A 10,953-nucleotide genomic window follows, 5' to 3' on the forward strand; every position below is an offset into this window, starting at 1 on the left:
CAGTATTAGTGACGAAGCAATTAGGTAAAGCAGCAATGAGTGCAGACAACAAACCCTGGTTAAAGACTTACCCCGACGATGTGCCAGAATGTGTTGATATCGACCAATACTCAAACATCAATGAGATGTTTGAACGACCATTCCTCCAGTTCGCCGACAACACGGCGTTTGTCAACATGGGCCATTCACTAACGTATCGTAATCTGAGTGAGAAAAGCGACGCGTTTGCTGCTTATTTGCAGACGGAATTAAAGGCCAAAAAAGGCGATCGCATCGCGTTGATGATGCCGAATCTGCTGCAGTACCCCATCACGATTTTAGGCGCACTCAAAGCGGGTCTTGTGGTTGTTAACGTCAACCCTCTCTACACGCCAAGAGAATTGGAACACCAGCTGCGCGACTCTGGGGCGACCATTATCGTCGCCGTGACAAACTTTGGCGACAGCCTGCAGAAAGTGGTTTCGAAGACAAGTCTTAAACACGTCATTCTGACTAGCATTGGTGATGAACTCGCCCCTCACAAACGGACGCTAGTTAACTTTGTGATCAAGTACGTGAAGAAGATGGTCCCTAAATATCACCTACCCGGGGCGATTTCGCTACGCCGTGTACTGGCGGACGGACAGCGCATGAACTTCGCACCACCTGTTATTGAGAGCAGCGATCTGGCTTATTTGCAGTATACCGGTGGCACCACTGGTCTGGCGAAAGGGGCCATGCTGACCCACAGAAACATCATTGCCAACGTGCTGCAGGTTTTTGGTCATTTTGGGCCGCGCACCGCGAAAGACAAAGAGCGTGCCGTAACCCCACTGCCGCTTTATCATATTTTTGCGAACTCGGTGAGTATGATGCTGATGATGTATATGGGGGGCAGTAACTTACTGATTACCAACCCACGCGATCTCAACAGCTTTGTAAACGATTTGAGTAAATATCCATTTACGATGATATTTGGTCTCAATACGCTGTTTGCTGCGCTCAATAATCACGCCAAGTTCAGAGAACTGGATTTCTCTAACGCCGAGTTCACCATTGCAGGCGGCATGGCCACTCAGCAGCACGTTGCCGAAGAGTGGCAGAAAATCACAGGGATGCCAATTATCGAAGGCTATGGTCTCACTGAATGTTCTCCTGTTGTCGCTGGTGGTGTCCATACCCAACAGTCTTATGTTCCCGCTGTAGGCGTACCCATGCCAAGTACCGAGCTGCGTATTGTGGATGAGAATGGTGAACCCCTTGATGTGAATGAAGTGGGTGAGATTCAAATCCGTGGCGATCAAGTAATGAAAGGCTATTGGAAGCAGGAAGCGGAAACTCGTTCTGTCCTGACCGATGATGGATGGCTGTACTCCGGTGATATTGGTCGTATGGACGAAAACGGCATCTTTTATATTGAAGACCGCAAAAAAGACATGATTTTGGTTTCCGGTTTTAATGTATTCCCTACAGAAATCGAAGAAGTAGCGACCTTACACCCGAAGATCATCGAAGCCGCTGCTGTTGGCGTTCCGGATGATGCGGCAGGCGAGCGCGTGAAGCTCATTTTGGTGACCAATGGGGCGGTGACTGCGGACGACATCAAGCAGCACTGTCGTAAACATCTGACCGGATATAAAATCCCTAAAGTCATTGAATTCAGAGATGAACTGCCTAAAACCAACGTCGGTAAAATTTTGCGTCGAGTACTAAGAGACCAATAACTTGCTTCTGGTCACTGAATAGCCAGCTAAAATTGGCGCAAAGTAACCCTCTGAGCCACACTGATAGTGTGGCTTTTGCGTTTGTAGGAGACAGCGATGAAAAACGAACTTGATCCCGGAAAAATCCTTCAGGCCTACGACAACATCATGGCTCATGGTACCGACACAGAGTTTGGTAAAATCTATGAAGGTGTTGAGGCTTTTTCAGATTATGATGGCTATAACGTCTTTATGCGCGGCAATGGTGTTGAGCTTAAGGTGGGCTTTCACAATACCTATCACCTTGAGTACGATCAGGAACATTTACGCGATAGTTTCTTGAAAAAAGTGGCACTCTTAGCGAAGTAAGTATTCAATGGCTTCCCGAACCGCTAGGAAGCCAATTTTAGTCGGAATAGGTTACTCGTCTGTCGTAAAGGCCGCTTCGCTGAAGTGTTCCAAATCGTATGGCGTCTGCTGGTAAACACAGTAGTTGAGCCAGTTGGAAAAAAGCAGGTGACCATGACTGCGCCAACTGGCAATCGGTTTGTTGTCCGGATTGTTGTTGGGGTAGTAATTGACCGGAATCGCAGGCTCCATACCTTCCCCTAAATCACGCACATACTCATTATGTAGCGTATGTGAATCGTACTCAGGGTGACCTGTAACAAACACATTTCGTTTGTCCTTTGTGGTTGCCAGGTAAACACCCGCTACATCAGAGGTCGCCAAAATATCCAGATCGGTGTGTGACTCCAAATATTCCGGTGAGAAATCGGCATAGCGCGAATGAGGCGCAAGGAAAGAGTCATCAAAACCGCGCAAGATTGGATGGTATTGGTTCTGGATGGTGTGATGATATACCCCTGACAGTTTCTCTTTACGCGTTCTTTTTGGTAGATCGTAAAGCAACTTCAGACCCGCCTGTGCAGCCCAGCATACGTAAAGTGTCGAGGTAACATGTTTGCTGGCCCAGTTCATGATGGTTTGTAGATGCTCCCAATAGATGACATCTTCAAACTGAACCAGTCCCAAAGGGGCACCAGTGATGATCAGCCCGTCAAAGTTACGATCTTTGATCGTTTCGAATTGACGATAAAAGGTATCCAAGTGCTCTGTTGGCGTGTTCTTACTTGGTCTGTCGTCTATACGCAGCAGTTCAACATCAACCTGCAGTGGACTGTTTGAGAGAAGTCTCAGGAACTGGGTTTCCGTTTCAATTTTCTTAGGCATCAAATTGAGAATCAGTACTTTGAGTGGTCGAATTTCCTGCGTTGCCGCACGGGTTTCTGACATGACAAAGATGTTCTCTTGTCTGAGTACATTGGATGCAGGTAGTTGATCGGGAATCTTAATTGGCACAGCTTTCTCCCTAAGCTAATGTTTGGTCTTCTGGACGTCTATACATCTAAAGTTAACGCAAACGTTTTTGCTTGTCGATAGTTAATTTTAGTTCAATTCCCAGCAGTGAATGAATCCTACACTGTGTTCACTGGCAAATATGGGTACAATTAAACCTGGTTCAAACATAAAGGTATCCACAATTGAAACTGACCCTTATTCGGGGGCTGCCGGGGTCTGGAAAGTCAACGCTCGCGAAAACACTGCCCGGCAAGCACTTTGAAGCTGACATGTTTTTCATGGACGACAACGGTGACTATCATTACGACTCCGATAAGATTGAGCAGGCGCATCTCTGGTGTCAGAGCGAGGCAGAAAAGGCACTTGCCAATGGAGAGGATGTAGTAATCGCTAACACGTTTGTGCGGTTGTGGGAAATGAAAGCCTACCGCACATTGGCGCAAAGGTATCGGGCGCAATTAGAAGTCATCGTTTGCAATGGAAGTTACCCCAATATTCATGGGGTAAGTGATGAGGTGGTAGATAGAATGCGTCGTCGGTGGCAGGACTAATGTCGCCCATGATGTGGAAACCAAATCACATGGTAAGCAAAATCCGCCCATTTCAGAGAGAGTCAGGTATACTCTTCTATCCACACTTAAGACATCAATTGTTCAATGGCAAAACGTTCACCAGTAATTGAAATGACCTCCTACGGCATATACTCGACATGGGATTCGGGCTCAAAAGAGCTTCCAAAAATTCAGGATTTCACCACTATCGTACCTGCGGACGAGCATATCGAGTTTGGCTTTATCGTCAACATAAAGAAAGCGAAGGGAGAGCGGGTGCGCTACTGTATTTACCATCCCGGAGTGCTCAGTAAAAAAGGGCAGGTCTTAGCACCTTTTGACGGAGAAGAGCATGTTGGCAGTAATGATTGGGACTTCTATCTGGGTGATACCATTCAACTGCTTCACCCGGTAGACGGATTGGAAAGTAACCTCGGTGAATGGCGCATGGTACTGGAGATGCAAGGTCGCGTTGTTGCCGAAAAGAAGTTTAAGGTCATTGCCAGAGATGAAGGTCAGTTTTGGAAACGTCGCGGTTTTTAATTACGGTTCGTCTGAACAGCTTTGTTCATCGGGTCGAAGACAAGACGCGGGTAATGGACTGTGCACGGGCCCATCAATGTCAGTTGAAAAGGATTCGACGTTCTCGCAACTGGACGTTATCAGGAGAGAAAGATCAACTGGTGGCGTTTGCAATCTCGGCCGGTGTGGGGTGGATATCTATTGCCATTGATAAAGCTCTCGCGGATTACAAGTCTCCCATTCAACGGGTGTTAGAGCGAAATCCTGAAGTGACCATTGCAGAACTGATACATGAGTCAGGCTGTTCTTTGGTGGAAGCTCGCGCTGCCATTGATGAGTATGAAGGATTATAAAAAAGCTGCATTCCGCGAGTGTGAAATGCAGCTGCAATTTGGTTACGGGCCTGAATTTATGCTGTTACATAGCCGATCACAAAGTCGGTGATCTTAACCATATCATCAATGGCAATAAATTCTTCCGTAGTATGCACTTTTGCCATGCCAGTAGAAAGGTTAACGGTTGTTAGACCTTTGCCGTTGAAGTTGTTGGCGTCACTACCACCACCTGTGTGTTTGGTGTTGGCTTCGATGCCGTTTGCTTCGAAGACTTGTTTAATCTTCAAAACGTGCGCATCATCTTCTGCGATAACGAAAGCGTCGTAAGCGCGCGTTGATTCAATCTCTACTTCTGCACCGAATTTCTCAGCTGACGCTTGGAAAGTTTCAACCATGTGGTTAACTTGTGCCGTTAGCTTGTCGCTGTTGAGTGAACGCGCTTCGGCAACCACTGTCAACTCTGGCATAACGATGTTAGTTGCTTGACCACCATTAACAGAACCAATGTTTGCTGTCGTTTCTGAATCGATGCGGAGCAGTTTCATATTGGCAATGGCATCTGCTGCAACCATAGCGGCACTGATGCCTTCTTCTGGAGCAAGACCGGCGTGAGCTGGACGGCCTTTGATCTTAGCAACGATCTTTTGCTGGCCAGGAGCACCAGTAACAATCGTGCCGATAGGACCACCGGTATCCAGTACGATGGCTTTATCAGACTTGATATAAGACATATCGAAGTGCTCAGATCCAAACAGGCCACCTTCTTCGTGAACGGTAAAAGCAACTTCAATGGTTTTGTGTTCACGATTTTGCTCTTTTAAGCAACGTACCGCTTCCATTACAGCTGCAATACCGGACTTATCATCACCACCAAGAATCGTCTCACCCTTTGAGCGGATAATGCCGTCTTCAATAATGGGCTCAATACCAATACCCGGAGTAACCGTATCCATATGAGCACTGAAGACGATACTGCCTTCCAATTTACCTTCAAGACGGCCGTAGACATTAAAACCGTTTGTGTACTGTTCTGGAACCGGGAGTTTGCTCACCGAGAAACCAAGTTCGCCCAATTGCTCAGCAATCGCCTCAGCAACGGCTTTTTCGTTTCCAGACTCACTGTCGATCTTGACCAGTTCGAAAAAATGATTAACCAGGCGGTCGGTATTTACTAGTGTCATAGGATTTCTTCACGTTATGAAACAGGGACACCCACTTTACACTCTATGTTTACGTGCCAGACCTGAGATAAATCAATAAAAGCCCCGCAACCTGGTCGAATTGACTAGTTTTAAGGCTGCTTTTGCTTAGAAAATTGGTAACAAGCTGCAACAGTGGTTGAAATAATCAGAAAGCTACCTAGCCATTGAATGTTGTTAAGTTGTTCCTGCAAGAATAGTGACGCAAATAAAAGGCCGAACAGGGGCTCAGTCCCCATGAGCAACGAAGCGTGACTCGCATGCAGGTGCTTCACAGCGTAGTTCTGTACAAAGAATGCCATTAATGTACAACCAAAGGTGAGATAGAGCAGACTAGCTATCGAGAAAGCGTCTAGTGAACTGAAGGTCGAGGCTATCGTTGTCCATGAAGAGGTAGATACCATGACCGCCCAACTTACCATTGCTACCACAGACAACTGAATAAAGGTGATCAGTTCAATATTAAACTCTTCTCCTGTGAATGCTTTTCGGCAGGTGACCACCATCATTGCGCGTAGTGCTGCCGCGACCATGACTAAGACGATACCCCAATTGAATGTCATTGAATGCAAACTGATATCGGACAGCATAAGCACTCCAACTACACCGACTGAACAGTAAAACATAATGCCCTTTGGGAGAGACACTTTTAACCAGACTTTTTCTAGCAAAGGTGTAAATAGGATACAAACACTGATCAATACCGCTACTTGGCCTGCCTGGGTTAATAGTACTGCCCAGGTTTCGGTAATAAAGATGCAGCTGAGTATCGTCCCTGTTATCACGCCAACTTTTAGGTAATGTAGTGGTTTTTTGACCAATTCCTTAAATAGATTTTTCTTATATAAGATGATGAGCAAAAAAGCACAGCTTATAGTAAAGCGTGCAAACAAGAGTTGAGGCACTGATAAGACCTCTAATATTTGTTTGGATACCCCATAACTTGTACCCCATACGATTGAGACGAGTAGCAGACCTAGGATGGCCCAATTTATAGTGAAACTTTGTGCGTAATTTCTTTCCATTTAAATTACCTAATAATATTTCATATGAATGACGCTGTTGCTATGCTAACTTATGAATAACAACGTGATAATACTTCCAAAATGCATAGGACCTGTGACTGATGGACTCAAATAAATTGATGGCGCTGTTGCCAGACATTGCCGCGTTTATGACTGTGGTTGAGGCAGGCAGTTTTACTGCGGCCTCGCAAAGGTTGGGCATGACGCCATCGGGTGTGAGTCGACAGGTGAGTCGTTTAGAGGCTGCTCTAAAGGCTGATTTGTTAGAGCGTACAACGCGTAAGCAGGTCACCACGGATACGGGCAAGGTTGTCTATGAGTTTAGTAAAAAGATAATGGAATCGGCCTCTGACATTGCCAATATTGCCAGTCAGGAGGGTGGGGAAGCAGTGGGAGAACTAAGGATCTCGGCGCCGAAAGCATTTAGTCGACACATATTAGAACCTTTAATGTTGCCGTTTCTGGAGCGCTACCCCAAAACAAAATTACGACTGTTGGTCAGCGATGAATTTATTGATCCATTTGGGCATAATCTCGATATTGTTTTTGAATTAACCCACTTTCCACGAGAGAACTTAGTAGCAAAAACACTGGGAGACATAAAAGCCGTTTTGTGTGCCAGTAAGTCCTATCTACAAAATAATGGTATTCCATTCCATCCAAATAATTTGCTCAACCATGATTGCTTGTACCTCAATGAACAGCCTAACGATAATGTTTGGCTATTTTCGAAGGGTGATGAGGACGTTAAGGTTCAGGTTGATGGGCGATATTCTGTTAATCATTCTGAAATGCGCCTCAACGCGGTGAAAAGTGGCATGGGAATAGGTATTTTCCCAGAATTTGTGGTTGAGAAAGCATTAAAACAAGGGGACGTACTGCAAGTGCTTCCGGATTGGAATATTAACTCTCGGTATCAGGGAGAGATCGTCATGCAATTTCCCCAATCAAAGTTTATGCCCGTCCGCAGACGAGCATTTATTGACTACATGGTCGAGGCGATGAAACCAGTTAAGCGTGATCCATAAAGCGTTGCGGGTAGTCGCTGAAAATGGCATCTACCTCTGCTAAGTGGCGGAATGACTTTGGATTGTTGACCGTGTAGCACCAGATCTCTACTTCTCGCTCCCTAAGCCATCGAATGTGCTTCTTTGTTAGCCAACGATAATTTAGGTGACAGCTGTAGGTATCGACTTCCTGAATGGTTTTTAAGACCTTCTGGTTCAGGCGATTGCCTAACACCCCCAATTTGACTCCGAGCCGAGCAGAGTGCAGCGTTAACATCACCTCTCGGCTGAAACTTGATATCAGTAACAAGTTTCGGTCAATAGGGCTTTTGGACAGTGCCTCTGCCAACAGCTTTACAACGTACTGGACATCGTGAGTATCGACTTTCACTTCGAGGTTAATGTGCAGAGTGTTGTCATGACAATAGGTGAGGAGCTCGTCTAACGTAAGCACTTTTTCTCCAGTGAACTCAGGACCTTTCCAACTGCCAAAGTCGAGTTGTTTCAGCTCACTTAATGTCAGCTCGTCCACACGGCCATAACCATTACTGCACCTTTCCACGGTGTGGTCATGACACACTACCAATATCCCGTCACGCGTTGGCTGGATATCCACTTCAACCCAGGCGAGGCCAAGGTGTTTTGCCTCCTGAATACTGCAAAGCGTGTTTTCTGGATGAGTACCCGCCACGCCACGATGTCCTGCGATGATTAAGCTCATTTTAAGCCTCATTTGCCACGCTGATAGAGATGTTGTCGTCAGTCGTGCTGATGTTTATGTTGCAAATATGTAACAATAAAGATATCTTGTTGAAAAGTCATCAGACCAGTTAACTATGAGATGAAGATCCACCAAATCCAAGGATATATACAACAAATTTACCTTGTTGAATACCCGGATAAACTGCTTTTGTTGGATGGGGCAAGTCGGGCCGATGTGGGGACCATTTTAAGGTTCATTAGTGATGAACTTTCTCGACCTATCACAGATCTGAAGGCCATCATTGTGACTCATATGCATCCTGACCATGCTGGAGCTGCCCATCGACTGCGAAAACTGACAGGGGCACACATAGTGTCGTCTGAGAAAGAGGAGGCATGGTATTCAGGGCTGGATGGATTTTTGATGCATTTAACCGATTTGATGCTTGCCTGGTGGATGGCCGCCAGAATGGGTAGGCCAAGAAAAAACCTTTGGTATAAAAAGCGTTTGATTGTCGATTATCAGGTCAAAGAAGGGGATAGCGTGCCCCTGTTTAGTGACTGGCGCATTCTTGATACACCGGGCCATACCGATCGTGACATTTCGGTCTACAACCATATGGCATCAGTGGTGTACGTGGCAGATTTAATGGTGGAAGTTAAGCAGCAATTGATCGCCCCTTTTCCTATCTTCCACCCCAATCAATATCGCGCTTCTATCGAAAAGATCCATCAACTGGGGGCGCAACAGGTTCTGCTGGCCCATCGCGGTCCGGTCACGTTCGATGCTCAGTCTAAACAGCATATCCTGGATACCGCTCCAATGCGTCCATTGACACACTGGCGCGTCACTAAGATCAAGCTCAAGGGAATATTTCGTTCCTGCTTTTATTCCCGGTAGCGTTTAACAACATCATTCCGACTTATCCTGCTTAGGGAAAATCAGCTCGTTGGCTGCAAAGCCAGCTTCAGAGGCTAGCTGTTTATAGCGGTCAATTTGATCCGGACTTAACTCGGGTGTGCGCGACAGTATCCAGAAATAATCTGAGTTATAACCGCTGACCAAAGCCACAGAATAATCAGGCTCAAGATAGTAAACGACATAACTGCCGTAGAAGGGGCCAAAGAAGGACACTTTGAGGTGGCCGATATTGGGCGCGTCGACAAATTTTGCTTTTCCTTCAGCCTCTGACCAACGCATTTCCTTTTTGTCCCAGCCACGGTTGATTACTCTGACGGTGCCATCTTCATTCATTGAGTAGGTGGCGCTGACATTATCTAACCCGCGCTCAAAGCTGTGGTCCAGACGGGCGATCTCATACCACTTACCCAGATAGCGGTTTAGTTCAAAGTCTTTGACTGGCTGGACGCTCTCAGGCATACCAGTACAGCCTAACGCCAAAAGGGCAATCACTAAGGTAAGCATACGGCTTGGAAATAGCTTCAAGGGAGACTCCTTATGTTCTGTAACTCACTATATTTACTTAAAATATACGCTAGTTCCACAACAAAAGACCACAAAGATTGCATCAAAACATCAGAGAGCTTAATCTGCATAGTTATTAAATAATCCAAGAGCCGGGAGTGCGCTTAGCGAACTAAGGTCTCGTCCGTCTACTCAAATAGGTTTGATGCGCACAATGTTAGAGATATTCATTGTTTTAGCTGTACTTGTGGGATTTATCTTTGTTGCGATCAAAGTGTTCGTAAAGCAAGAAGACACAAAAACATATCAGTACAAGATCAAGGGGCCTGTGTTGTCCGCTGCTCAAACGGCCTTCTACAATGCTTTGAAAGAGGCGGTGGGAGAGCATGGTGTCATTCTGACCAAAGTTAATATGTCGAGTGTAGTGACACCTCAACAGGGTACTAATAAAAAGCAATGGTTTATTGCCAATAAAGTGATTGCTCGTAGTTACTTTGACTTTGTTGTCTGCGACCCACGCACGATGCAACCTAGGGTTGTTATTGAATACGACAACGGCCAGAAGCTTGATAAAGGCAAGGTAGAGCGGCAGAAATTGATCATGCAGGTCTGCAAGTCGGCCGGGATCCCGCTTATTGGTGCATCGGTTAAGCTGAGTTATCAGGTCAGCAAAATTCGTCGTTTGTTAGCGGCGCACATTGATCTGATTGAAGCCGATAAAGAGGTCCGTTTTTGCAAACGTTGCGGCAGTCCGATGATCATTAAAACGGCCACTCAGGGCGACTTTAAGGGAAGACGCTTCTTTACCTGTAGTCGCCAGCCGTTGTGTCAGTATACCGAGAACTACAACGTCGTTTTTGATGCTAATGACTAACACCGTAGCCTTGAAGGATTGAGGCAAGGATCTGATAGCCTTCACGTTTTTACTGGAGAAAAGAGTAAAAAAGAGTCGAATTGATGACTTCTAAGCCAAACGGTATCAAAAACACAAAAATGTGCTTGCACAGCCCGGTCTCTCTGGTTAATATCCTTCTCGTTCCAGAGAGATGGGTCCGTAGCTCAGTTGGTTAGAGTACTACCTTGACATGGTAGGGGTCGGCGATTCGAGTTCGCCCGGACCCACCATCCTTCTCTGAATGCTT

General features: G+C 46.1%; 13 protein-coding genes, 1 tRNA gene and 1 pseudogene. 9 read left to right on the plus strand and 6 right to left on the minus strand.

Translation table 11 applies throughout. From position 1 onward, the window contains the following. Positions 1-35: 35 nt before the first annotated feature. Together C4S60_RS20765 and C4S60_RS20770 are read left to right on the plus strand one after the other, a co-directional pair. Positions 36-1,703 (plus strand): AMP-binding protein, encoded by a 1,668-nt coding sequence (locus tag C4S60_RS20765; protein ID WP_103882212.1) that lies wholly within the window; start codon positions 36-38, stop codon positions 1,701-1,703. A 96-nt stretch (positions 1,704-1,799) separates the two neighbouring features. Then, positions 1,800-2,051, plus strand: a complete 252-nt coding sequence (locus C4S60_RS20770; protein WP_103882213.1) for a DUF3081 domain-containing protein — start codon at positions 1,800-1,802, stop codon at positions 2,049-2,051. A gap of 51 nt (positions 2,052-2,102) precedes the next feature. On the opposite strand, the gene metA is transcribed toward C4S60_RS20770, so the two are convergent. Beyond that, entirely contained in the window at positions 2,103-3,044 is a 942-nt protein-coding gene (gene metA, locus C4S60_RS20775) for a homoserine O-acetyltransferase MetA (protein ID WP_103882214.1), read from the minus strand. A 182-nt stretch (positions 3,045-3,226) separates the two neighbouring features. On the opposite strand from metA, the gene C4S60_RS20780 reads away from it, so the two are divergent. From C4S60_RS20780 to C4S60_RS20790, 3 genes are all read left to right on the plus strand, one after another. After that, positions 3,227-3,595 carry an ATP-binding protein gene (locus tag C4S60_RS20780; RefSeq protein WP_103882215.1) on the plus strand — a complete coding sequence of 123 codons (369 nt, stop codon included), beginning with the start codon at positions 3,227-3,229 and terminating at the stop codon, positions 3,593-3,595. Positions 3,596-3,700: 105 nt separating this feature from the next. Beyond that, positions 3,701-4,138, plus strand: coding sequence for a DUF3859 domain-containing protein (locus C4S60_RS20785; RefSeq protein ID WP_103882216.1), 438 nt, complete (start codon positions 3,701-3,703; stop codon positions 4,136-4,138). After that, the gene (locus C4S60_RS20790; protein WP_103882217.1) at positions 4,117-4,470 is read left to right on the plus strand and encodes a ribosome recycling factor family protein; all 354 of its coding nucleotides are present in this window, start codon (positions 4,117-4,119) and stop codon (positions 4,468-4,470) included. The genes C4S60_RS20785 and C4S60_RS20790 overlap by 22 nt, the downstream gene beginning before the upstream one ends. Before the next feature lie 56 nt (positions 4,471-4,526). Here the strand turns inward: C4S60_RS20790 and C4S60_RS20795 are convergent, their stop codons facing one another. From C4S60_RS20795 to C4S60_RS23985, 3 genes and pseudogenes are all read right to left on the minus strand, one after another. After that, positions 4,527-5,633, minus strand: a complete 1,107-nt coding sequence (locus C4S60_RS20795; protein ID WP_103882218.1) for a M20/M25/M40 family metallo-hydrolase — start codon at positions 5,631-5,633, stop codon at positions 4,527-4,529. A gap of 110 nt (positions 5,634-5,743) precedes the next feature. Further along, positions 5,744-6,241: a DMT family transporter gene (locus tag C4S60_RS23820; protein ID WP_244183162.1), complete on the minus strand. Its 498-nt coding sequence runs from the start codon at positions 6,239-6,241 to the stop codon at positions 5,744-5,746. A gap of 3 nt (positions 6,242-6,244) precedes the next feature. Further along, positions 6,245-6,676, minus strand: a pseudogene (locus C4S60_RS23985) (EamA family transporter); the annotation flags it as partial. 101 nt (positions 6,677-6,777) lie between these two features. Between C4S60_RS23985 and C4S60_RS20805 the strand changes: the two are divergent. After that, a complete protein-coding gene (locus tag C4S60_RS20805) occupies positions 6,778-7,704 on the plus strand; it encodes a LysR family transcriptional regulator (RefSeq protein ID WP_103882220.1) in 927 nt (308 codons plus the stop codon). On the opposite strand, the gene C4S60_RS20810 is transcribed toward C4S60_RS20805, so the two are convergent. Then, positions 7,688-8,404, minus strand: coding sequence for a glycerophosphodiester phosphodiesterase family protein (locus C4S60_RS20810; protein ID WP_103882221.1), 717 nt, complete (start codon positions 8,402-8,404; stop codon positions 7,688-7,690). The two genes, C4S60_RS20805 and C4S60_RS20810, sit on opposite strands and share 17 nt — an antisense overlap. A 120-nt stretch (positions 8,405-8,524) precedes the next feature. Here C4S60_RS20810 and C4S60_RS20815 point away from each other — a divergent pair, with 120 nt between their 5' ends. Then, complete coding sequence (locus C4S60_RS20815) at positions 8,525-9,286, plus strand: MBL fold metallo-hydrolase (RefSeq protein WP_103882222.1); 762 nt, start codon at positions 8,525-8,527, stop codon at positions 9,284-9,286. 12 nt (positions 9,287-9,298) lie between these two features. Here the strand turns inward: C4S60_RS20815 and C4S60_RS20820 are convergent, their stop codons facing one another. After that, the gene (locus C4S60_RS20820; protein WP_103882223.1) at positions 9,299-9,811 is read right to left on the minus strand and encodes a lipocalin family protein; all 513 of its coding nucleotides are present in this window, start codon (positions 9,809-9,811) and stop codon (positions 9,299-9,301) included. A 214-nt stretch (positions 9,812-10,025) separates the two neighbouring features. On the opposite strand from C4S60_RS20820, the gene C4S60_RS20825 reads away from it, so the two are divergent. Beyond that, positions 10,026-10,685: a DUF2726 domain-containing protein gene (locus tag C4S60_RS20825; protein ID WP_103882224.1), complete on the plus strand. Its 660-nt coding sequence runs from the start codon at positions 10,026-10,028 to the stop codon at positions 10,683-10,685. Positions 10,686-10,859: 174 nt separating this feature from the next. Next, positions 10,860-10,936 (plus strand) — tRNA-Val (locus C4S60_RS20830). The last annotated feature ends 17 nt before the right edge of the window (positions 10,937-10,953 follow it).

This window comes from Vibrio hangzhouensis, from assembly GCF_900107935.1.
GTDB lineage: Bacteria > Pseudomonadota > Gammaproteobacteria > Enterobacterales > Vibrionaceae > Vibrio > Vibrio hangzhouensis.

What these genes read in the sequence shown, in the direction of transcription:
- C4S60_RS20765 (WP_103882212.1), top strand. Translation starts at nt 36, where the DNA reads ATGAGTGCAGACAACAAACCCTGGTTAAAGACTTACCCCGACGATGTG.
- C4S60_RS23820 (WP_244183162.1), bottom strand. Translation starts at nt 6,241, where the DNA reads ATGCTGTCCGATATCAGTTTGCATTCAATGACATTCAATTGGGGTATC.
- C4S60_RS20795 (WP_103882218.1), bottom strand. Translation starts at nt 5,633, where the DNA reads ATGACACTAGTAAATACCGACCGCCTGGTTAATCATTTTTTCGAACTG.
- C4S60_RS20785 (WP_103882216.1), top strand. Translation starts at nt 3,701, where the DNA reads ATGGCAAAACGTTCACCAGTAATTGAAATGACCTCCTACGGCATATAC.
- C4S60_RS20825 (WP_103882224.1), top strand. Translation starts at nt 10,026, where the DNA reads ATGTTAGAGATATTCATTGTTTTAGCTGTACTTGTGGGATTTATCTTT.
- C4S60_RS20820 (WP_103882223.1), bottom strand. Translation starts at nt 9,811, where the DNA reads ATGCTTACCTTAGTGATTGCCCTTTTGGCGTTAGGCTGTACTGGTATG.
- C4S60_RS20810 (WP_103882221.1), bottom strand. Translation starts at nt 8,404, where the DNA reads ATGAGCTTAATCATCGCAGGACATCGTGGCGTGGCGGGTACTCATCCA.
- C4S60_RS20815 (WP_103882222.1), top strand. Translation starts at nt 8,525, where the DNA reads ATGAAGATCCACCAAATCCAAGGATATATACAACAAATTTACCTTGTT.
- C4S60_RS20805 (WP_103882220.1), top strand. Translation starts at nt 6,778, where the DNA reads ATGGACTCAAATAAATTGATGGCGCTGTTGCCAGACATTGCCGCGTTT.
- C4S60_RS20770 (WP_103882213.1), top strand. Translation starts at nt 1,800, where the DNA reads ATGAAAAACGAACTTGATCCCGGAAAAATCCTTCAGGCCTACGACAAC.